This is a genomic window from Pseudoalteromonas sp. T1lg24 (genome assembly GCF_002964745.1).
Classification (GTDB): Bacteria; Pseudomonadota; Gammaproteobacteria; order Enterobacterales; family Alteromonadaceae; genus Pseudoalteromonas; species Pseudoalteromonas spongiae.
In genome coordinates this window covers 349,716-372,357 of the sequence record NZ_PQCB01000016.1, presented here as the reverse complement: position 1 = coordinate 372,357, position 22,642 = coordinate 349,716, and the positions used below count along the sequence as shown (strand labels likewise).

22 protein-coding genes and 1 pseudogene are annotated in these 22,642 nt (G+C 41.3%); 14 read left to right on the top strand and 9 right to left on the bottom strand.

The window, feature by feature from the left end; genetic code table 11:
- Window positions 1–473: 473 nt before the first annotated feature.
- Genes C2M30_RS09090 through C2M30_RS09055 form a run of 8 tightly spaced genes read right to left on the bottom strand, consistent with a single transcriptional unit; the run spans window position 474 to window position 8,759 of the window.
- Window positions 474–1,130 carry a CoA transferase subunit B gene (locus C2M30_RS09090; protein ID WP_105171413.1) on the bottom strand — a complete coding sequence of 219 codons (657 nt, stop codon included), beginning with the start codon at window positions 1,128–1,130 and terminating at the stop codon, window positions 474–476.
- Window positions 1,131–1,138: 8 nt separating this feature from the next.
- Window positions 1,139–1,837 (bottom strand): CoA transferase subunit A, encoded by a 699-nt coding sequence (locus C2M30_RS09085; RefSeq protein WP_010560120.1) that lies wholly within the window; start codon window positions 1,835–1,837, stop codon window positions 1,139–1,141.
- Window positions 1,838–1,871: 34 nt separating this feature from the next.
- The gene (locus C2M30_RS09080; RefSeq protein WP_105171412.1) at window positions 1,872–2,771 is read right to left on the bottom strand and encodes a hydroxymethylglutaryl-CoA lyase; all 900 of its coding nucleotides are present in this window, start codon (window positions 2,769–2,771) and stop codon (window positions 1,872–1,874) included.
- Window positions 2,771–4,732, bottom strand: coding sequence for an acetyl/propionyl/methylcrotonyl-CoA carboxylase subunit alpha (locus tag C2M30_RS09075; protein WP_105171411.1), 1,962 nt, complete (start codon window positions 4,730–4,732; stop codon window positions 2,771–2,773). Before C2M30_RS09075 ends, C2M30_RS09080 begins: the two co-directional genes overlap by 1 nt.
- 11 nt (window positions 4,733–4,743) lie before the next feature.
- On the bottom strand, window positions 4,744–5,511 hold the full coding sequence (locus tag C2M30_RS09070) for an enoyl-CoA hydratase-related protein (RefSeq protein WP_105171410.1): 768 nt from the start codon (window positions 5,509–5,511) through the stop codon (window positions 4,744–4,746).
- A 9-nt stretch (window positions 5,512–5,520) separates the two neighbouring features.
- Window positions 5,521–7,128 (bottom strand): carboxyl transferase domain-containing protein, encoded by a 1,608-nt coding sequence (locus C2M30_RS09065; protein ID WP_054981243.1) that lies wholly within the window; start codon window positions 7,126–7,128, stop codon window positions 5,521–5,523.
- Between the two features lie 8 nt (window positions 7,129–7,136).
- Entirely contained in the window at window positions 7,137–8,312 is a 1,176-nt protein-coding gene (locus tag C2M30_RS09060; RefSeq protein WP_105171409.1) for an isovaleryl-CoA dehydrogenase, read from the bottom strand.
- A 48-nt stretch (window positions 8,313–8,360) separates the two neighbouring features.
- A complete protein-coding gene (locus tag C2M30_RS09055; protein ID WP_010560114.1) occupies window positions 8,361–8,759 on the bottom strand; it encodes a MerR family transcriptional regulator in 399 nt (132 codons plus the stop codon).
- Window positions 8,760–9,048: 289 nt separating this feature from the next.
- On the opposite strand from C2M30_RS09055, the gene C2M30_RS09050 reads away from it, so the two are divergent.
- The 10 genes and pseudogenes from C2M30_RS09050 to rmf all read left to right on the top strand — a co-directional run bounded on the left by C2M30_RS09050 (window position 9,049) and on the right by rmf (window position 19,048).
- Entirely contained in the window at window positions 9,049–10,245 is a 1,197-nt protein-coding gene (locus tag C2M30_RS09050; RefSeq protein WP_105171408.1) for an acetyl-CoA C-acyltransferase, read from the top strand.
- A gap of 50 nt (window positions 10,246–10,295) precedes the next feature.
- On the top strand, window positions 10,296–11,786 hold the full coding sequence (locus C2M30_RS09045) for a CoA-acylating methylmalonate-semialdehyde dehydrogenase (protein WP_105171407.1): 1,491 nt from the start codon (window positions 10,296–10,298) through the stop codon (window positions 11,784–11,786).
- Window positions 11,787–11,821: 35 nt separating this feature from the next.
- Window positions 11,822–12,108: pseudogene (locus C2M30_RS22125) on the top strand (acyl-CoA dehydrogenase family protein); the annotation flags it as partial.
- Entirely contained in the window at window positions 12,094–12,978 is an 885-nt protein-coding gene (locus tag C2M30_RS09040) for an acyl-CoA dehydrogenase family protein (RefSeq protein WP_442792806.1), read from the top strand. The pseudogene C2M30_RS22125 and the gene C2M30_RS09040, both read left to right, overlap by 15 nt.
- Window positions 12,979–12,988: 10 nt before the next feature.
- Entirely contained in the window at window positions 12,989–13,765 is a 777-nt protein-coding gene (locus tag C2M30_RS09035) for an enoyl-CoA hydratase (RefSeq protein WP_100913357.1), read from the top strand.
- Window positions 13,765–14,868, top strand: a complete 1,104-nt coding sequence (locus C2M30_RS09030; RefSeq protein WP_105171406.1) for an enoyl-CoA hydratase/isomerase family protein — start codon at window positions 13,765–13,767, stop codon at window positions 14,866–14,868. The genes C2M30_RS09035 and C2M30_RS09030 overlap by 1 nt, the downstream gene beginning before the upstream one ends.
- Window positions 14,869–14,870: 2 nt before the next feature.
- The gene (gene mmsB / locus C2M30_RS09025; RefSeq protein WP_199775882.1) at window positions 14,871–15,767 is read left to right on the top strand and encodes a 3-hydroxyisobutyrate dehydrogenase; all 897 of its coding nucleotides are present in this window, start codon (window positions 14,871–14,873) and stop codon (window positions 15,765–15,767) included.
- 1 nt (window position 15,768) lies between these two features.
- The gene (locus C2M30_RS09020; protein WP_105171404.1) at window positions 15,769–16,530 is read left to right on the top strand and encodes an SDR family oxidoreductase; all 762 of its coding nucleotides are present in this window, start codon (window positions 15,769–15,771) and stop codon (window positions 16,528–16,530) included.
- 87 nt (window positions 16,531–16,617) lie between these two features.
- Complete coding sequence (locus C2M30_RS09015; protein ID WP_105171403.1) at window positions 16,618–18,459, top strand: protein kinase domain-containing protein; 1,842 nt, start codon at window positions 16,618–16,620, stop codon at window positions 18,457–18,459.
- Between the two features lie 418 nt (window positions 18,460–18,877).
- Window positions 18,878–19,048 carry a ribosome modulation factor gene (gene rmf / locus C2M30_RS09010; protein ID WP_010560105.1) on the top strand — a complete coding sequence of 57 codons (171 nt, stop codon included), beginning with the start codon at window positions 18,878–18,880 and terminating at the stop codon, window positions 19,046–19,048.
- Window positions 19,049–19,103: 55 nt separating this feature from the next.
- On the opposite strand, the gene fabA is transcribed toward rmf, so the two are convergent.
- Window positions 19,104–19,619 (bottom strand): 3-hydroxyacyl-[acyl-carrier-protein] dehydratase FabA, encoded by a 516-nt coding sequence (gene fabA / locus C2M30_RS09005; protein WP_010560104.1) that lies wholly within the window; start codon window positions 19,617–19,619, stop codon window positions 19,104–19,106.
- Window positions 19,620–19,765: 146 nt separating this feature from the next.
- Here fabA and C2M30_RS09000 point away from each other — a divergent pair, with 146 nt between their 5' ends.
- From C2M30_RS09000 to C2M30_RS08985, 4 genes are all read left to right on the top strand, one after another.
- A complete protein-coding gene (locus C2M30_RS09000; protein ID WP_105171402.1) occupies window positions 19,766–20,620 on the top strand; it encodes a 6-carboxytetrahydropterin synthase in 855 nt (284 codons plus the stop codon).
- A complete protein-coding gene (locus C2M30_RS08995) occupies window positions 20,613–21,428 on the top strand; it encodes a M23 family metallopeptidase (protein WP_105171401.1) in 816 nt (271 codons plus the stop codon). The genes C2M30_RS09000 and C2M30_RS08995 overlap by 8 nt, the downstream gene beginning before the upstream one ends.
- Window positions 21,429–21,430: 2 nt before the next feature.
- Entirely contained in the window at window positions 21,431–21,853 is a 423-nt protein-coding gene (locus tag C2M30_RS08990) for an acyl-CoA thioesterase (RefSeq protein WP_105171400.1), read from the top strand.
- Window positions 21,854–22,204: 351 nt separating this feature from the next.
- A complete protein-coding gene (locus C2M30_RS08985; RefSeq protein WP_105171399.1) occupies window positions 22,205–22,636 on the top strand; it encodes an Mpo1 family 2-hydroxy fatty acid dioxygenase in 432 nt (143 codons plus the stop codon).
- The last annotated feature ends 6 nt before the right edge of the window (window positions 22,637–22,642 follow it).

Sequence of the window (22,642 nt, the reverse complement as noted above, 5' to 3'; positions counted from 1 at the left end):
TTAAAAATATAAGCTTGCAATGATTGGATTGTTAATAATTAACGATGATTTACAATGAATATTATCAAATCGAAAATTTAGTGTGTTTTTCGCACAAAAAAGTATTTTTGAGCTAGTTTATGCAGTTAATCAAAAAACTAGATTTTGGCTTTAACAAAGACTTCTATTAGCCTTTTAATGCGACGTGATTAATACCAATTCACTTAAATAGCTGATCATTCTAGCGGGTTAAATGTCATGCTAACTGCGTTTGAATTTATCATTGTAGAACAACTACATAAGAAAGATTCCGCCTTGTTATCATTTCATTTATCCAGCACTACCTCTGATCACATACTTAACAGAATTGGTATAATTTATGAAGTCGTTTTGTCGATAGGGTTAAAAGAAAAAACCCCTCAATTGAGGGGTTTTTGTTGGGTTTCTCAGTGTTCATTACACCGGGAATGAGGAACTGTTATTGTGTAAGCGGTTTACACTGTCATCTCAGGAATATCACCTTCAACGATTAACTTACCAGCCGTTTTACTGATAATTTCATCAACGCTTACACCGGGTGCGCGCTCTAATAAATAAAATGCACCGTCTTTAACTTCTAACACAGCTAAATCAGTAACGATTTTCTTAACGCAGTTAACACCTGTCAGTGGTAACGTGCATGATTCAAGTAACTTTGATTCACCGTGTTTATTGGCGTGAGTCATGGTAACTACAATATTTTTTGCACCTGCAACTAAATCCATTGCGCCGCCCATGCCTTTAACGAGCTTTTTAGGGATCATCCAAGAAGCAATATTTCCTTGTTGATCAACCTCAAAGGCACCAAGTACTGTTAAATCTACATGACCACCACGGATCATTGCAAAGCTTTCGGCACTATTAAATATTGCCGCACCTGTGGCTGCTGTAACGGTTTCTTTACCCGCGTTGATCATATCCGCGTCAACTTGGTCACGAGTAGGGTATGGACCCATACCTAATAAACCATTTTCAGACTGCAGCATTACTTCAATACCTTCGGGTACATAGTTGGCAACTAAGGTAGGAATACCAATGCCTAAATTAACGTAATAACCGTCTTGAAGTTCTTGTGCAACACGCATTGCAACTTGTTCTCTTGATAACGCCATGTTGCCTCCTAGTCTTTTGTAGTTACACGTTCGATGCGCTTTTCAAAGTTACCTTTAATCACGCGATTAACATAAATACCTGGGGTGTGGATTTCGCTTGGTGATAGTTCACCTGGCTCAACAATCTCTTCTACTTCAGCTACTGTGATTTTACCTGCAGTCGCAGCCATAGGATTAAAGTTCATTGCTGTGTGGCGAAACACTAAGTTACCATAGCGATCTGCTTTCCACGCTTTTACAATGGCAAATTCACCGGTAATTGACTCTTCAAGAATATACGGGCGACCGTCAAACTCTTTTACCTCTTTGCCTTCAGCTACCGGTGTACCGTAACCCGTTGCGGTATAAAATGCAGGAATACCTGCACCGCCAGCACGCATTTTCTCAGCAAGCGTACCTTGTGGTGTTAGTTCAACTTCAATTTCACCGTTTAGTAACTGCTGTTCAAAAATCGCGTTTTCACCAACGTATGATGCGATAATTTTTTTAATTTGCTTATCGTGTAATAAAATACCTAAGCCAAAATCATCTACACCACAGTTATTTGAAACCACAGTAAGGTCAGTGGTTTTTCTACGTTTAATTTCTGCGATTAAGCCCTCTGGAATACCACATAAGCCAAATCCGCCTGCGATAACAGTATCGCCGTCTTTAATGCCTTCAAGTGCGTCTTGGTAATTGTCGACGACCTTATTAAAACCTGCCATAAAATTCTCCTGAACGAGTAGGGCGAGAAATCGGTTAAGTTAGTTTGGCTTTTAATGCCAGTGAAACTTTACTTGTTGGTTGTTTATTTAATGCTTCACTAATTTGCCAACCTGCTTGGGCTAGCATTTCTAAATCAATTCCATGCTCAATGCCAAGTCCATTAAGCATATAAATTAAATCCTCAGTGGCAAGATTTCCTGACGCACCAGCAGCATAAGGGCAGCCACCAAGGCCTGCAACCGCTGAATCGACGGTTTTAATGCCCATATTAAGCGCGGTATACACGTTAGCTAGTGCTTGGCCGTATGTATCGTGAAAGTGTACAGCTAACGTGTCAGCGGATACTTGCTCAAGCAGGGCGTTTAATAATTGTTCGGTAGATTGAGGTGTGCCAACACCGATGGTGTCACCCAGCGATACTTCGTAACAGCCCATAGCTAAAAGCTTTTTGGTTACTTTTACAACAGTATCAAGGCTAACAGCACCATCGTAGGGGCAACCCATAACACAAGACACATAACCGCGTACCGGAATATTATGTTGTTTAGCAAAATCCATCACAGGTTGAAAACGTGTTATAGATTCATCAATCGAACAATTAATGTTTTTTTGGGTAAAGGCTTCGCTTGCCGCCGTGAATATCGCAAATTCATTTGCGCCTGCATTAAATGCAAGCTCAGCACCTTTTAAATTAGGAGTAAGCGCACTGAATGTAGTGAGTGCACTTTTATCAATTTGGCGTAATACATCGCTAGAATCTGCCATTTGTGGCACCCATTTGGGAGACACAAAGGCGCCGGCTTCGAGATGCTTAACACCCGCTTTTGCTAAGGCGTTAATCAGCAATACTTTATCTTGTGTTGATACCGCGCTTTCATTTTGCAAGCCATCACGTGCGCCTACTTCAACTACTTTTACAAACTTTGGTTGCATTACGCTTCCTCAACTTTAGCAAGTAGGTCACCGTGCGATACAAGATCGCCCTCAGCAAAATAAAATTGGCTTAACTGGCCATCAAATGGTGCCGTTAATGTGTATTCCATTTTCATCGCTTCAATAATAATAACCGGGTCACCTTGTTTAAGGGTATCGCCAACGCTTGCCACTTGCTTGACTACAGTGCCATTAAGTGGTGCTTGTAAACTATTACCATCGTTTTGCTTTTCAGCCACATAGTGCTTACTTTTTAAAGCAAACTGGTAGGTGTTACCACTGTGCATAATCGCAATAGACTGCTCATCTAATACAAATTTCGCCGTGTGTTTTTCTCCGTTGATAAATGCGGTGAGGTTGTTACCGTTAAAATCGGCATTTACTGCAAAGTGTTTATTATCGTAAACCAAGGTCATAGCATCGTTATTACGTTGACATTCAAGGTCAAAATCTACAAATGGTAAGGTGTAATGATTACTGGCATTTAAGCTAAATGCGGTAAGCGTATTCCAAGGTGATGTACTTGTTTGACACGTATTTGCATTAATATAAACAAGCGCCGCCATTATTAATTGCAGAGTCTGTTCTTGTTCATCTTTTTGCGTTAGCTCACTAATGTGATCGTCTATAAAATGGGTGCTAGTTGGGCTTTCAATAAAACTTGGGTGATTTGCTAAGGTATGCAAAAAGCATACGTTAGTCGCAACACCTGAAATGGCTGTTTTCTCAAGGGCAAGTGATAGCTGACGCAGCGCAACTTTACGATTGGCACCATGCACAATCAGTTTTGCAATCATTGGGTCGTAAAATGCCGAGATTTCAGAGCCTGCAATCACACCCGTATCGATTCTTACTGCTGAAAGATCACTTGTATGCTCATTTGGCATATCAAATAGGCTTAATAAACCCGAAGATGGCATAAAGTCATCACTTGGCTCTTCTGCGTAGATACGCGCTTCGAAAGCATGGCCAGAGATCACCACTTGGTCTTGCTCTAGCGGTAGCGGCTCGTTACTAGCAACGGCTAATTGCCATTCTACTAAATCTTGACCCACCACACATTCAGTAACAGGGTGCTCTACTTGCAAGCGTGTATTCATCTCCATAAAAAAGAATTCATCGCCACACAATAAGAATTCAACGGTACCTGCGCCTTTATAGTTAATTTTTTTGGCGCAGCGTACCGCCGCTTCTCCCATTTCTTTTCGAAGCTCAGCGCTTAAACCAGGCGCTGGGGCTTCTTCAATCACTTTTTGGTGACGACGCTGCAGTGTACAGTCGCGATCGCCTAAATAAATACAGTTACCGAAGTTATCTGCAAACACTTGTACTTCTACGTGACGAGGTGCTTCAACATAGCGTTCAATCAGCACTTTATCGTTGCCAAAACCTGCAAGTGCTTCACGCTTTGCACCTTCTAACTCTTTGTTAAATGATGCGCTATCGCGTACCACACGCATGCCTTTACCGCCACCGCCATAGGTCGCTTTAATTAAAACAGGAAAGCCCACTTTTTCTGCTTCTGCGAGTAAAAAGGCTGGGTCTTGGTTTTCACCATAGTAACCGGGTACAAGCGGCACATTGGCTTCAAACATCAGCTCTTTTGAGCGTGATTTTGACCCCATTGCGTTAATTGCTTCACTGCTTGGGCCGATAAAAATAATATTGTTTTGCTCGCACTTATCAGCAAAATGCGTGTTTTCTGATAAAAAGCCATAGCCTGGGTGAATTGCATTTACGCCGGCTTTAAGCGCAACATTAATAATTTTATCGCCATCTAAATATGATTCACGGCTTGGTGCTGCGCCAATATGGTATGCCTCGTCAGCTGCTTTTACATGCTCTGCATGAATATCAGCGTCAGAATAAACCGCAACTGTCTTAATGCCTAAACGACGTGCTGTTTTGATAATGCGACACGCAATTTCACCGCGGTTTGCTATTAAAAGTTTATTAATCATGGTGATGCTCTCTATTGCCAGCTTGGTTTGCGTTTATCAAAAAAGGCTTGCAGTCCTTCTTGTCCTTCATCCGATACACGAATTTGGGCAATACGCACTGCAGTCAGTTTTCGTAAATCGTTATTTATCGGTTTGTTTGCTACATCACAAATCAACTGTTTGGCTTGTTTTGTAGCCTCAGGTCCGTTTTGTAAAATCGCATGAAGTAGGGTGTCGAGTGTATCTTCAGGTGAATCTGACACTTCATGAACTAAACCAAGCGTAAGTGCTTTATCAGCAAAAAACACTTCGGCCGTTTGGAAATAACGACGTGCTTGTCGCTCACCAATTGCATTAATCACATACGGGCTAATTACCGCCGGGATAAGGCCAAGTTTTACTTCGCTTAGGCAAAATTTCGCTTTTTCATCGGCTACAGCAATATCACAACAGGCAATTAAACCAAGGGCACCACCAAAAGCTGCGCCTTGCACTAGACATAACGTTGGCACTTTAGTTTCAAAAAGTACCTGCATTAAACGAGCAAGCTCCATTGAATCCGCCACGTTATCTTCAAACGTATTCGACACCATGGATTTCATCCAGTTTAAATCAGCACCCGCGCTAAAATGCTTACCTTCGCCTTTTAAAACTAACGCGCGAATATCTAAAGTGTTGGCATATTCAATTTGTTGAATAAGTTGTGCGATGGTGTGTGCGTCAAATGCGTTATGTACGTCGCTGCGTTCAATTGTAAGCGTCGCAACTTTTTGTTTTGTTATTGTTAAGGTTACAGACATCACTTACTCCTACATTCTAAATACGCCGAACTTCGATTCTTGCTCTGGCGCATTTTTAGCTGCACTTAAAGCAAGACCGAGTACGTTTCGTGTTTCTGCAGGATCGATGATGCCGTCATCCCATAATCGTGCACTGGCATAATACGGATGACCTTGTTCTTCATACTGCGCAATAATTGGCTTTTTAAATGCCGCAACTTCATCGTCGCTCATTGCAAGGCCTTTGCGTTTTAAACCGTCTTGTTTTACTTGGGTTAATACGCCAGCGGCTTGTTCACCACCCATTACTGAAATACGGGCATTAGGCCACATCCACATCATGGTTGGCTCAAATGCGCGGCCACACATACCGTAGTTACCAGCGCCATACGAACCACCAATTAAAATGGTAAATTTTGGCACATCAGCGCAGCTCACAGCTGTTACCATTTTCGCGCCGTGTTTTGCGATGCCTTCAGCTTCGTATTTTTTACCCACCATAAAGCCGGTAATATTCTGTAAAAACACCAATGGAATATTGCGCTGTGCACAAAGCTGAATAAAATGCGCGCCTTTTTGCGCTGATTCTGAGAAAAGAATACCGTTGTTGGCAACAATCCCTACAGGCATACCAAAAATCTCAGCAAAGCCAGTAACTAAAGTTTCACCAAAGTACTGTTTAAATTCATCAAACGATGAATCATCGACAACACGGGCAATCACTTCACGAACATCAAATGGTTTTTTAAGGTCGGTACCTACAATGCCGTAAATTTCTTTCGCATCGTAACGAGGTGCTTTGAAATTTGTTAAAATTGGTGCGGTAGGGCGTGTATGGTTTAAACGCGATACACATTGGCGTGCAATTGAAAGGGCATGCTCGTCATTTTCAGCGTAGTGATCGGCAACACCGGATGTTTTACAGTGCACATCTGCGCCGCCAAGCTCTTCGGCTGAAACTTCTTCACCGGTTGCTGCTTTTACAAGAGGCGGACCTGCTAAAAAGATAGTGCCTTGCTCTTTTACGATAATACTTTCATCTGCCATTGCTGGCACATAAGCGCCACCTGCGGTACATAAGCCCATTACCACAGCAATTTGCGGAATACCTTTTGCTGACATACGGCTTTGGTTATAGAAAATACGGCCGAAGTGCAGTTTATCTGGGAATACCTCATCTTGCTCAGGCAGGTTAGCACCACCTGAATCAACGAGATAAATACACGGTAAATGACAACGCTCTGCAATTTCTTGTGCTCGCAGGTGTTTTTTTACCGTAATAGGGAAGTAGGTGCCGCCTTTAACCGTAGCGTCGTTTGCGATGATCATACATTCAACGCCTTTTACGCGGCCAATGCCTGCTACTACACCGGCACATGGGATTTGCTCTGGATACACACCAAAAGCTGCAAATTGCGATACTTCTAAAAACGGTGAACCTTCGTCTAATAAACAATTAATGCGGTCACGGACAAATAACTTACCACGACCGCGATGACGTTCTACTAAACGTTCGCCACCGCCTTGAGTTATTTCTTGCGTTTTAGCTTTTAAGTCATCAACAAGTGCCTGCATTGATTCAGCTTTTGCTAAAAAGTCTGAATCAAGCGGGTTAATATTTGAAGTTAATATGGTCATGGCACATCCTATTTACTTTCGTTAAATAGTTCACGACCAATCAACATACGGCGGATTTCTGACGTACCCGCACCAATTTCATACAGTTTTGCGTCACGTAGTAATCGGCCTGTTGCATATTCATTGATATAACCGTTACCACCTAGAATTTGAATTGCATCAAGTGCCATTTTGGTAGCAAGCTCTGCAGCATATAAAATTGCGCCAGCAGCATCTTTACGGGTTGTTTCACCACGGTCGCACGCTTTTGCAACGGTATAAACATAAGAACGCGCGGCATTCATTTGCGTATACATATCAGCAATCTTGCCTTGAATTAACTGGAAGTTACCAATTTCAGTATTAAACTGTTTACGTTCGTGAATATAAGGCACAACAATGTCCATACATGCTTGCATAATGCCAAGTGGACCACCTGCAAGCACAACACGCTCATAGTCAAGACCACTCATCAGTACTTTTACACCTTGGTTTAATTCGCCAAGAATGTTCGCTTCTGGTACTTCACAATCTTCAAACACAAGTTCACAAGTGTTTGAACCGCGCATACCTAATTTATCGAGTTTTTGTGCTTGGCTAAAACCTGGATACGATTTTTCAACAATAAAGGCTGTTATGCCTTTCGGGCCCGCTTCTAAATCTGTTTTTGCATAAATAACAAAGGTATCTGCATCTGGACCATTGGTGATCCACATTTTATTACCGTTAAGAATGTATTTATCGCCACGCTTTTCGGCTTTTAAACGCATTGAAACAACGTCAGAACCAGAATTTGGTTCACTCATAGCAAGCGCACCAATGTGTTCACCTGAAATAAGTTTTGGTAAATATTTTTCTTTTTGCGCTTGGTTACCGTTACGGGCAATTTGGTTTACACATAAATTTGAATGTGCACCATAGCTTAAACCAATTGACGCACTGGCACGGCTAATTTCTTCCATTGCAATTACGTGTTCAAGGTAACCTAAGTTAGAACCGCCAAACTCTTCATCTACGGTTAAGCCCAATAAACCCATTTCACCAAACTTTGGCCAAAGCTCATTTGGGAACATATTGTCAATATCAGTTTTTTCTGCGAGTGGGGCAATTTCATTTGTTGCAAAACTATTTACGTGGTCACGGATCATGTCGGCTGTTTCACCAAGACCAAAATTTAATTCTTTATAAAGAGAAACGGTGCTCATTGTGTGTATCCTATTGATGTTTTGTTGCCATAAGGTGTGATTATTATTTTAAGCGTCGTCTAGGTTTTTAAGTGTGTCACGACAGCGTCGTTCAGCGGTAACTAGTTCCATTAAAACAACTTTAATGTCATCCATTTGCTGTTCTAGATGTGCTTTTTTATCAGAGATTAGCTCAAGCATAATTTTAAGTTGAGTTGCACTTGATTTGTCGGCATCATACAGCTCGAACAAACGGCCTGTTTCAGCTAGCGTAAATCCTAGGCGTTTACCTCGTAAGATCAGTTTTAAACGCACTTTATCGCGTTTACTATAGATACGTGTTTGCCCTTGACGGCGGGGCGTAACCAAACCTTGGTCTTCATAAAAACGAATGCTTCTAGTTGTTATGTCAAATTCTTTTGCAAGTTCGCTAATACTAAAGGTCTGTTCTGTATTTTCTGTACTCATCTAAACTACACCTCATTAATTTGGTAATTAACTATAAGTGAAGTTTACGTAAAGGTAAAGCTGCATACTTGGAGAGAGAGTATTTATCTACCCCAATTAGTCGTAGGTATATGCAATAAATGTTGGTTCGCCAACGAGCTTTACCAAGCTTACCGCCTTAATTTCATTACATAGTTGCCATTCATTGTCATTATTTCTTAACACTATAAAAGGTATGACATCTAGATTTACGTTTGCGTAAACGTAATTTTTATGTATGCTGAAAACATATAAATTTTGGAGATAACAAATGTCTGTTGAAAATTCTCAAATCGATCCGGTTGTAATTGTGAGTGCAAAACGCACTGCAATGGGCGGTTTTATGGGTGCTTTATCATCGGTAAATGCAACTGATTTAGGTGCTATAGCAATTAAAAGTAGTATTGAAAGCTGTGATTTAAACGCTGATATGATTGACGAAGTCATTATGGGCTGCGTATTACCTGCAGGTCTTGGCCAAGCACCTGCACGTCAAGCAATGATAAAGGCAGGGCTTAATTTAGCAACAGGCGCAACAACTATTAATAAAGTATGTGGTTCAGGCTTAAAAGCAGCGATGTTAGCCCATGACTTAATTAAAGCAGACAGCATTAACGTTGCCGTTGCTGGCGGTATGGAAAGCATGAGTAACGCACCTTACTTCTTACCAAAAGCACGTGGCGGTTTCCGTATGGGTCATGGTGAAATTAAAGATCATATGATGGCCGATGGCTTAGAAGATGCTTACGACAACAAAGCAATGGGTTGTTTTGCTCAAGAAACGGCTGATAAGTACGGTTTAACCCGTGACGATATGGATGCGTTTGCCATTTCATCTCTTTCTAAAGCCAACGCTGCAATTGAAAGTGGTGCATTTGAAGCTGAAATTGCGCCACATACCTATTCAAGCCGTAAAGGTGATGTGACAGTAGCAATTGATGAGCAGCCAGGTAATGCGCGTCCTGAGAAAATTCCAAGCCTACGCGCTGCATTTGCAAAAGACGGCACCATTACAGCAGCAAACTCATCGTCAATTTCTGACGGTGCAGCGTCACTTGTTTTAATGAAAGCGTCAAAAGCGGCAGAACTTGGTTTAACACCTCTTTGTGAAATTAAAGCCCATGCGACAAATTCACATATTCCTGCTGAATTTACTACCGCGCCAATTGGTGCGATGGAAAAAGTATTAGAAAAAGCGAGCTGGTCTAAAGAAGACGTTGATCTTTGGGAAATAAACGAAGCATTTGCCATGGTAACGATGCTTGCTATTAACGAAATGCAACTTGATAACAATAAAGTAAACGTGAATGGCGGTGCATGCGCACTTGGTCACCCAATTGGTGCAAGTGGCGCGCGTATTTTAGTAACGCTTATTCATGCACTAAAAAATCGTGGCCTAAATAAAGGCGTTGCATCACTGTGTATTGGTGGTGGTGAAGCGGTCGCAATGGCAATCGAAGTAAAATAATTAAAAATTAAAGGCGCGTTAATGCGCCTTTTTTATTGGGGAGAAGAATAATGGTAAAGGTTCCTTTATATATTAATGGCGAAATGCGCCAGTCGGAATCAAATGAATGGTTAGATGTTGTAAACCCAGCTAACCAAGAAGTGCTGGCGCAAGTGCCATTGGCAACAGACAGCGAAATTGATGAAGCAATTGCCTCTGCTAAAGAAACGTTTAAAACGTGGAAAGACGTTCCTGTAACAGAACGTGCACGCATTATGATGCGCTACGCAGCACTTTTAAAAGAACACCATGACGAGCTAGCAACCATTATTTGTCACGAATTAGGCAAAACCTTTGAAGATGCTAAAGGTGATGTGTGGCGTGGTATTGAAGTTGTTGAACAAGCAGCTAACGCGCCTGCATTAATGATGGGTGAAACCGTTGAAAACGTAGCGCGTAATATCGATACTTATTCGTACATGCAGCCACTTGGTGTGTGTGCTGGTATTACACCATTTAACTTTCCTGCGATGATCCCACTTTGGATGTTCCCAATGGCGATTGTTTGCGGTAATACCTTTATTTTAAAACCGTCTGAGCAAGATCCGCTTACACCAATGCGTTTAGTTGAACTGTTTGAAGAAGCTGGCGCACCTAAAGGTGTATTACAGGTTATTCATGGTACAAAACACCAAGTAGACCGTATTTTAGATGAGCCAAGTGTACGTGCAATTTCATTTGTTGGTTCATGTGGTGTTGGTGAGTACATCTATTCACGTGGTACAGCGAATCTTAAACGTGTTCAAGCCTGTGTTGGCGCTAAAAACCACATGGTAATTATGCCTGATGCGAAAAAAGAGCGCGCCATTTCAAACCTTGTTGGTGCATCAGTTGGTGCCGCTGGTCAGCGCTGTATGGGTATTTCAGTTGCTGTATTTGTTGGTCAATCGAAAGAATGGATTAACGAATTAAAAGAAGAATTTACTAAAGTACGCCCGGGCGTTTGGAATGACCCAGAAGCAGCCTATGGCCCTCAAACATCGCCACAAGCAAAAGCGCGTATTTTATCAATTATCGAAAGTGGTAAAGCGCAAGGTGCAACGTGTTTAATTGATGGCTCTGACTTTGTTGTTGAAGGTTATGACAAAGGTAACTGGGTAGGCCCAACGTTATTTACTGATGTAACGCGCGAAATGGACTTATACAAAGAAGAAATTTTCGGCCCTGTGCTTGCGTGTATTTGCGTTGATACGCTTGATGAAGCAATCCAAATCATCAACGAAAGCCCATACGGTAATGGTACATCTCTATTTACTGCTTGCGGTGCTGCAGCACGTAAATTCCAGCATGAGATTGAAGTAGGCCAAGTAGGTATTAATGTGCCAATTCCGGTACCACTTCCTTTCTTCTCATTTACGGGTTGGAAAGGCTCATTCTATGGCGACCAACACACCTATGGTAAACAAGGTGTTCGCTTTTACACTGAGACTAAAACAATTACTGCACGCTGGTTTGAAGATGATATCGCAACCGGTCCAAATATGAGTATCAACCTACGATAAGGCATTTGCCTTATCTGCCGTTCAAAGGGGTGACTATGAATTTTAATCTAACTGAAGATCAACAAGCGTTTGCAGAAACCGCCAAACAGTTTGCTATGAGCGAATTACTACCAAATGCGGGCAAGTGGGATCAAGAACATATTTTTCCAAAAGACGTAATCCAAAAAGCCGGTGAACTTGGTTTTTGTGGTTTATATACGCCAGAGGAAGCTGGCGGTCTTGTTTATCGCGTCTTGATTCGAGCATTATTTTCGAACAACTGGCTATGGGCTGCACTGCAACCACGGCTATGTTAACCATTCACAATATGGCTACTTGGATGATTGCAAGCTTTGGTACTGATGAGGTGAAAGCACAGTATTGTGATGAGCTTGTGATGGGGCAATTGCTAGCATCGTATTGTTTAACAGAGCCAGGTTCAGGTTCAGATGCTGCATCTCTTAAAACTAAAGCGGTGTTAGAAGGTGATGAATATGTTATTTCTGGTTCAAAAATGTTTATTTCAGGTGCAGGTGAAACCGATTTATTAGTTGTAATGGCGCGCACCGGTGAAGATGGCCCGAAAGGTATTTCGGCGTTTGTTATTGATGCAAACGCCGCGGGTATTGAATACGGTAAAGCAGAAGAAAAAATGGGCTGGAACGCGCAACCTACACGTCTTATTTCGTTTGATGGTGTGCGTATTCCAAAGCAAAACCTGTTAGGTCAAGAAGGCGAAGGGTTTAAATTTGCCATGATGGGCTTAGATGGCGGCCGCATTAATATTGCGACCTGCTCAATTGGTACCGCGCAGCAAGCACTTAACACAGCAAAAGAATATATGCGAGAGCGTAAGCAATTTGGCAAACCGTTAGCAGCGTTTCAAGCACTGCAATTTAAACTTGCTGATATGAATACAGAGCTTGTAGCTGCCCGCCAAATGGTACGCCTTGCTGCATTTAAATTGGATGAAAAAAATCCTGAGCGCACCACTTACTGCGCAATGGCAAAACGCTATGCAACCGATGTTGGCTTTAAAGTATGTGACGATGCACTGCAACTTCACGGTGGCTATGGTTATATCAAAGAATACCCGTTAGAGCGCCATTTCCGTGATGTTCGTGTACACCAAATTTTAGAGGGCACAAATGAAATTATGCGCCTGATTATTGGTCGTCGCATTTTAGCTGAAGGTTCACAAGAGATTCTGTAAGGAGAGCATAATGAGCGCACAAATCAAATTATCGATTGAAGGGCATATCGCAGTTGTTACTATGTCTAATCCACCGGCGAATACGTGGACCAAAGAAACACTGACGCAACTGCGTGATATGGTCGCTGATCTGAATAACAATAAAGATGTGTATTCGCTTGTGATCACAGGGGAAGGTGAAAAATTCTTCTCAGCTGGCGCCGATCTAAACTTATTTGCAAGCGGCGACAAAGGCGTTGCCGCTGAAATGTCGATTATTTTTGGTCAGGCGTTTGAAGCGTTAAGTAATTTCCGTGGTGTATCTATTGCAGCGATTAACGGTTACGCCATGGGCGGCGGCTTAGAAGTAGCACTTGCATGTGATTTACGTATTGCTGAAGAGCAAGCGCAAATGGCATTGCCTGAAGCTAAAGTGGGTTTATTACCTTGTGCTGGCGGTACGCAAAACCTTGCATGGCTGGTAGGTGAAGGCTGGGCGAAACGCATGATTTTATGTGGTGAGCGTTTAACTGCAGAAAAAGCCCATAATATTGGACTTGTGGAAGAGGTTGTTGGCAAAGGTGAAGCGTTTGATAAAGCAATGGCGCTTGCAAAACAAGTTGAAGAACAAAGCCCAACTTCGGTTGCTGCGTGTAAATCACTGATCCAACATAGCCGCTCAGGCACTATGACTTCTGCGTTACCACTTGAACGCGAGCTTTTCATCAATCTTTTTGATACGCAAGATCAAAAAGAGGGTGTAAATGCCTTTTTAGAAAAGCGTAAAGCAAACTGGGTGAACGGCTAATGGCTGTTGTTACGTTTGAAACAAAAAATACCGATAACGGCTTTGTTATCGGTATCGCAACCTTAAACGTTGAAAAGGCACTTAATGCGCTTAATCTTGAAATGATTGAGCTGCTTTATAACCAGTTACTTGATTGGCAAAGTGATGAACACGTTAGCATCGTGCTGTTACAAGGTGCGGGCGATAAAGCGTTTTGCGCCGGCGGTGATGTTGTTAGCTTGTACAATGCAATGCGTACCGGCGAGCCAAGCGATTACATTGAGACGTTTTTCACTAAAGAGTATCGTTTAGATTACCTTATTCATAATTATGCAAAGCCGCTATGTGTATGGGGGAACGGCATTATTATGGGTGGCGGCCTTGGTTTAATGGCGGGTGCATCGCACCGTGTATTAACCGAGTCATCGCGTATCGCTATGCCTGAAATTACCATTGGTTTATACCCAGACGTCGGTGGCAGCTATTTTCTAAATAAAATGCCAACGCAAGTAGGCTTATTTTTAGGATTAACCGGTGCATCGGTGAATGCCCAAGATGCACTTTATATTGGTTTAGGCGATACGATAATTGAGCATCAATTTAAAAGTGAGCTAATAGACTCACTTATAAGTACAAAGTGGTCAACCAATGCTGATGAAAACCATCAAGCGTTAAGTCATTTATTAACAACGTTTAATGCGAAAAGTGATATTGACCTGCCAGCCAATGTTGAATCGCACAACGCAGTATTTGCTGCTATGGCCGAAGTTGACGCACTTACCGATAAAGTGGATGCCATTTTATCGTTTGAAACAGACGATAAATGGTTAACGCGTGCGCAAAAAGGCCTTTCACATGGTAGCCCACTGAGTGCCCATTTAGTTTATCAACAGCTTAAGCGTGCAAATGGCTTATCACTCAAAGAGTGTTTTCAAATGGAACTTGGTATTAGTGTACGTTGTGGTCACCTTGGTGAGTTTAAAGAAGGTGTGCGTGCATTATTGATTGATAAAGACAACGCCCCTCAATGGCAATTTGACGCCATCAGCAATGTAGATAACGATGTGATTGAATCATTCTTTAATGTTGAATGGTCAAACGGGCATCCACTAACGGATTTATAGGAATAATCATGGCAAATATTGGATTTATTGGTTTAGGTAATATGGGCGGTCCAATGGCTGCAAACCTTGTTAAAGCGGGTCATGCAGTTACGGTATTTGATTTAAATGATTCAGCAGTGTCTGAACTGGTTGAAAAAGGTGCTAATAGCGCCACAACAGCCTTAGCATGTGCGGAAGAGAAAGACTTTGTCATTACCATGCTACCTGCTGGCAAACACGTTAAGTCAATTTATTTAGATGAAAACGGTGTTGGCGCAGCACTTACAAATAATACACAAGTGATTGATTGCAGCACTATAGATGCAGATACGGCTAAATTTGTTGCAAGCGAACTTGCCAAACGTGGCGTTAGTTTTGTGGATGCACCTGTTTCTGGTGGCGTAGCAGGCGCTACGAATGGCACATTAACCTTTATTGTTGGCGGCAGTGTTACTGAATTTGAAAATGCTAAAACCGTACTAGCTGATATGGGTAAAAACATTTTTCATGCGGGCGACCACGGTGCAGGTCAAGTAGCTAAAATCTGTAATAACATGCTACTTGCTATTTTAATGGCCGGTACCAGCGAAGCACTTCAAATGGGTATCGATAATGGTCTAGATCCTAAAGTTTTGTCAGACATTATGCTGCAAAGTTCTGGCCGTAACTGGACGTTAGAATTATATAACCCTTGCCCGAATGTGCTTGAAAATGTGCCAAGCTCAAATGACTATAAAGGTGGCTTTATGGTTGATTTAATGGCAAAAGATCTTGGCCTTGCGATGGATACTGCAAACAGCAGTCAATCAAATGTACCACTTGGCCGTTTATCGCAAAGCTTATATCAGTTAATGCAAAATCAAGAGATGGGTAATCTCGATTTCTCTTCAATCTTTAAGTTGTTTAATAAGGATTCATAATATGCAAGTAAATGGTAAAAACATTGTTATTACCGGAGGTGCGCAAGGTTTAGGTCTTGCGATGGCAAAACATTTTGCAGATAAAGGCGCGAGTATTGCCCTTATTGATATGCAAGAAGAGATGCTTGCAAATGCGAAATCTGAATTAGGCACCACAACGGGCGTTATTCGCACTTACGTATGTAATGTAACGCAAGAACAAGAAGTTGAAGACACCTTTAACCAAATTAATAACGATTTTGGTCAGATTGATGGCTTAGTAAATAACGCAGGCATTTTACGTGACGGTTTATTTTTAAAAGTTAAAGAAGGCAAAGTTGCCAAAAAAATGTCACTAGAGCAGTTCCAATCGGTCATTGACGTTAATCTAACAGGTGTATTTCTGTGTGGCCGTGAAGCGGCAAATCACATGGTTAATAACGGTAATAAAGGCGTTATTATTAATATGTCGAGTGTGGCACGTGCAGGTAATATGGGGCAAACTAATTACGCAGCATCAAAAGCGGGCGTTGTTGCAATGACGACCACTTGGGCACGCGAATTAGGCCGTTATGGTATTCGTGTCGCTGCGATTGCACCAGGAGTTATTCGCACCGCAATGACAGATGCAATGAAACCTGAAGCGAAAGAGCGTTTACTTAAAATGAAACCTGTTGGTCGTTTAGGTGAAGCAGATGAAATCGCACATACAGCAAACTTTATTTTTGAAAATGACTTTGTTACTGGCCGCGTAATGGAAATTGATGGTGGTATCACTTTCTAACCATTAAAGCGCGTTTAAATCTAAAAACGAGTGGTCTTTCACTCGTTTTTTTCTTTATAATCAATAAAAAATCAGTTTATTTCTTTCATGTCTAAAGCCATTCGTAATTTTTATATCAATGAAGAGCAATCTATTTATTTGCTTTCGCACATTGATGCTAAAAAACATAAGCAATGGCTGAAAATTTGTGAAAAGCAGCTTGAAAAACTTGGCTACTATGACGTTAAAGTAATTGGCTCAGGCGCATTTGGTTTTGTTTTTGTTGGCACCAATACTCAAGGTAAAGAATGCGTCTTTAAGTTTTCACGTATTACGCTTGCACAAAGTGTTCGGGATCGCTTAGAAGATGAAGGCTATATGCTTTCTCAAGTGAAGAATCCCATGGTGCCCGAATTTTATGCCTTTGAGCGCATAAAGAAGCAGGGCATTTTAATGATGGCTTACGCCAAAGGCGATAATCTAGAGCAAGTTAGTTTACAACAAGGCCGCGTATCAGTGCCTTTTTTGGTAAATCTTGGTCTTGAGCTTCGCAATATATTGCTGGCCCTTCGCAATCATAAAACAGGCTTTACTGAACAACCTATAGTGCATGGTGATATTAAACCTTCTAATATCGTGTGGGATGAAAACACAAACCAGTTTTCGTTAGTTGATTGGGGCTCAAGTGTATTTGCGCAAGAAGATGGTTTTGGCAATCCCGTTGCCGCTAACATGATGGATTTAATGAGCCATGATGCGAATTATTCAAATGCACGTATGGGCGATGTTTATTTTATTGGTGATGAGCAGATGTCGGGCGCTAAATCCTCACCACGCTTTGACGAGCAGGGCGTTGCATCCACATTATATGCGTTAGCGTCTGCGCAATCATGTCGTTTTGGTAATCTTGTCTTACCGGCGAAAAGTTTGGGGTTGCCGATTGAATTTGCCAGTATTATTGATGGCATGCTCAGTAAAGATAAAACCACCCGCGATTTATCTGGCGATTATTTTATTAAAAACATGCCGAAAATTGCCAAAAGCTATCTGCCTGACTTACCACTTCATAAAGACAAAGCACTTATTCCGTTTTGGCATCACCCATTTGACGATAAGCCTGATACCGTAGTGTATAGCTCACGAAAACAATTTTTACGTCAAGCAGACAGTGAAAAGCAACTTGCTAAGGTTGAAGATGCCCAGCTTGATCGCTACTACAAAGAGTTTTTGGTCGATATGGGTGATACTGAAAAAGCGTTTTTAGCGTCTATATCACGTTTAGCAAAATACCCAGTGGTAGGCGGCTTAAGTTATCAATGGCGTGAAGATAATTTGTATGTTGAATCTAATTTGGTGCTGCACGATGAATCATATCGCACAGCCTTTACTCAAGCGGTTAACAATACCATTCGAATTGCTCAAGGCATTAAGCAAAAAGGCTTATTTAAGTGTTGTTTATTCGATGCAAGGCAGACTATTCAGCTTGAGCGCGATCAAGAAGGTGCACTTATTTTCGATGAGATGCCAACCTTACATTATTCGACCTCTGAAATGCCTGATAGCGAAATAGTAAGGCCACACAGTTACTTTGAAGATGGTAAAGACCCAGACGAGCAACTAACGTTACCCAATGAAATTTTAAAAGCGGTATTTGGCTTAAACCAAATTCACCATACAGGTTGCATTATTATTGAGTCGCTGCCTGAACGTATCAAAGTGCATTATTACTATCGCTTGTTAGAACCTAGCAAAAAAGGCCTGTTTGAAAATCTGTTAAACCGCATTATGGCAAACATCGTACGTATCAAAGATCATGGTGTTGCGGGCTTTATGAAGTTGCCGTATAAAAACACTCGTGAGTTTTCTCTTTGCGATCAACACCCTAGCTTTTACTACCCGAAAAATCCGAAACTATTCATTGAAAATCAAATAGATAGAGGTAATAAATAAAGTTCAAAAATTGTTTTGAAAAAACACAAATAAAAATATTTATTCGCTTATTGTCACTTCATTAAAAAATAATTTTCCTATTTACACAAAACTGCATTGATTTCCCAAATATGCAATTAAATCTTCATACATTTGTCATGTTTATTCTATCTAACATGTTTTCTGTGTTTGATCTAACCTTATAAATATGGTCTTCTAGACATGTGGCCTTTGAGCCAGTTCATTTACTCATAATGTAAAAAGGAGCAACTTAAATCTATGTAGAGCACTTCCATTTGTTAGCACGGTTGCTAACAAGGAAATGTTAAACACCGTAACTGTAACGTGAAACCGTTACGAATTTTTTAAGTTATTGGTTAAGGGCCTTTGCCCAACTTCAACATCCAATTAGTTTAATAAGAAGGTGAGGACATTACCTATGAAGAGACAAAAAAGAGATCGTTTAGAAAGAGCACATTCTCAAGGTTACAAAGCAGGCCTAGCAGGTCGTTCCAAAGAAATGTGTCCGTATGACAATATTGACCCAAGATCTCAATGGCTCGGTGGATGGCGAGAAGCGATGGAAGATCGCACAATGTTTAAATCATAGTTTTAGGAGACGACGCCCACATAAAGTGGGCGTTTTTGTATCTGCTCGTTTAAAATTAAAACGCGCTAGTATCTTGGAAAAGACCTACTTTTAAATCTTTTGCTTCGTAGATTACACGGCCATCAACTTCTACCGTACCATCGGCAAGACCCATAAATAATTTACGCTTGATTACACGTTTCATATTTAAGCGATACGTCACTTTTTTAGCTGTTGGTAAGATTTGGCCTGTAAATTTAACTTCGCCAACACCTAATGCACGGCCAAGACCTGGACCACCAGACCAACCTAAGAAAAAGCCCACTAACTGCCACATAGCGTCTAGACCTAAACAACCAGGCATTACTGGGTCACCTTTAAAGTGACAGTCGAAAAACCACAGGCTAGGGTCGATATCAAGCTCAGCAATGATTTCACCTTTACCGTATTCACCGCCTTCATCGGCGATTTTAATGATGCGGTCCATCATGAGCATATTATCTGAAGGAAGACGGCAATTGCCTTCCCCAAACATTTCACCACGACCACATGCTTCTAATTCGGCTTTGCTATAACTGTTTTTCTGTTCCATAACTTCTTTCTTCGTAAATTTTTCCGGCTACTTTAGCTTACACTTGTACGCCAAACAACTCCGAACAGTTGAATTCTTTAAATTTGCTACTAATAGCCACGTTATCCCTTTATAATTACAGCATTGTTAAAAAGCGCAGCTTATCTATGATTTTATTTGTAAAAGACCTAACCGTTATTGATTTTTCTTACCTTTGTAAAGACCGTGGTCCATTGGGTGAAAGTTGGATTGTCGACCTTGAAATGCATGGCGATTTAAACGACGAGTCAATGGTGCTTGATTTTTCACTGGTTAAAAAACAAGTGAAGCGCATTATAGATGATGTGATTGACCATAAATTAGCGATTGCAACACAAGGCGATGCGGTTATTTCTGAAGCCGGTCAACAAACCAATGTTAGTTTTAGCTTTGGCGAGCATCAGCTTGCCGTCAGTTCGCCTCATCAAGCGTTTTGTTTGATTGATACAGATAAAATCAATGAAACCAGTGTTAAAGGCTTTTTAGAACAAACGATACTGCCGCAACTACCTAGTAATGTAAGTAAAATCGTACTTAAATTAAGACCAGAACACACCAACGGGTTTTATTATCATTACAGTCATGGTTTGAAAAAACACGATGGTAATTGTCAGCGTATTATTCACGGTCATCGCAGCACCATTGAAATTGAAGAAAATGGCATGCGCAGCCCAAGGCTTAACAAGCTTTGGTGTCAAAAGTGGCAAGATATTTACCTTGTAAGTGCAGAAGATCGTATCAACGCAGAGGAACTTAAGTTTGTAGCACCAATTGAAAATGGTGTTCACTCTGCCTACACCGCATCGCAAGGGTATTTTGAGCTAAGCATTAGTAAAGCGGTTACCGATATTTTACCGGTTGACTCAACCGTTGAGTGTATTGCACAGCATGTTGTGCAAACATTAAAAAATGATAACCCAGAGAACTCTTATCGCGTTGCAGCCTATGAAGGTGTCGGCAAAGGAGCTATTGCATATGCTTAAAAAACTGTTTGCATTAGGTCTTTCTATTATAAGTTCAGCACAAGCGCTAGAGCTAAAAGGGCATTTAACCCAAGGTGGCTTAGTAACAGGTCATATAAAAAACGCTAAGCAGGTTAAGCTAAACGATAAACCGCTTGCGATTACCCCAGGTGGCCATTTTGTTTTTGGTTTTGGCCGCGATGAAACGTTAACACACACGCTTTCTTGGCAAACTGCTGATGGCAGCTGGCAAACGCAACCGCTAGTAATAACCAAGCGTGATTACGACATTGATAAAATTACTGGTGTAGAAAAGAAATATGTTTCTCCGCCAAAATCGGTGCTTACGCGCACTAAAAAAGAAGCAAAAGCGGTGAAAGAGGCACGCAGTACCTTTTCTCATCGAGAAGATTTTTTGTCGCCGCTTTATCGCCCTGCGACAGGACGTATTTCTGGTGTTTATGGTAGTCAGCGTTATTTCAATGGTACCCCTAAACGTCCACACTTTGGGTTAGATATTGCCAACAAAACCGGTACACCTGTTTATGCACCCGTTTCAGGTAAAGTTGTATTTGCCAATAACGACTTATACTACTCAGGTGGTACGCTTATTCTTGACCATGGTTATGGCATAACCACAACCTATATTCACCTTCATAAACTGCACGTTAAAGAAGGCCAGGAAGTCAAATTAGGCGATAAAATCGCTGAAATAGGCGCAACAGGGCGAGTAACTGGCCCACACTTAGATTGGCGCTTAAACTGGGGTCAAGTTCGCCTAGATCCCGCACTATTAATGCAAGTGCAGCTTGCGAGTAAACAAAAGTAATCATGACAAATCAAGATATTATTGAACAACGTATTAAAGACTCAGTTACCTCTGTAACTAAAACGGTATTTCCAGGCCGTACAAATCATCACAACACCTTATTTGGTGGTGATGCACTTGCGTGGATGGACGAAGTGGCATTTATTGCAGCAACACGTTTTTGTCGTAAACCTTTAGTAACCATCTCTTCTGATCGCGTTGATTTTAAAGAGGCGATTCCTGCAGGCAGTTTTGCCGAGCTTGTAGCTAAAGTGGTACACGTAGGTAATACCAGTTTGAAAATAGAGGTAGTTATTTACCTTGAAACTATGCACAAAGACGATAAACACCAAGCCATCTCAGGTAGTTTTACATTTGTTGCTGTCGATGCCGAGCATAAGCCAACACCGGTTGTATGTGACAAAATGATAAATGGTTTCGGATAGAATATAGCAAATTAGCTTTTTATACCTCAGTGTATTATTGTTGTTAGTGTAATTATTCTAATAACGCTAGGGTCTGTTGATCTTTTCTGTTCTATTTTTGTTCTGTTTGAGCGTGCTTTTATCGCGGCGCTCGATGTGTGGCCTAGCAATCTAAGCGAATATCGAGCAACAATGACAAAAGTGCGCTCAAAAGAACCGTTCGGCAGCGCTTGATTGGCTTTTCTACTGTGTTATCGGCTGACTCACATAGAATGACTATGCCACGCAGCCTCTGCCTTGTATAAAATCCAATCAAACTGCTGCAAAAACGAACTTGAAAGGTCAACAGACCCTAATAACACTGAGGTAATTATGAAAACGATTGAACAATGGTTTTCTTTGTATGGCGAAAGCCATCAAAACCCCACCAACATTAAAATCCACAAAGTCGCAGTGCCGCTTATTTATTTCTCTGTTGTAGCGCTAATTAGTGCAATACCAGGGCTAACTGGGCACGTTATTCTTGGTACTATCACGCTGGCCGCATTACTCTTTTATTTTATACTGAGCATTAAACTTGGTTTTGTAATGTCGATTTTTACTGGGCTGTGTATTTACGTTGCGAGCAGTATTTCAATTTATGTGATTGAAATTGCCATTGCTGTATTTGTTGTCGCTTGGATATTTCAGTTTGTGGGGCATAAAGTAGAAGGTAAAAAGCCATCATTTTTTGATGACTTGAGCTTTTTACTCATAGGGCCTGCTTGGGTATTTAATCCGATTTTTAGTTTTGATAAAAAGTAAAAGGCC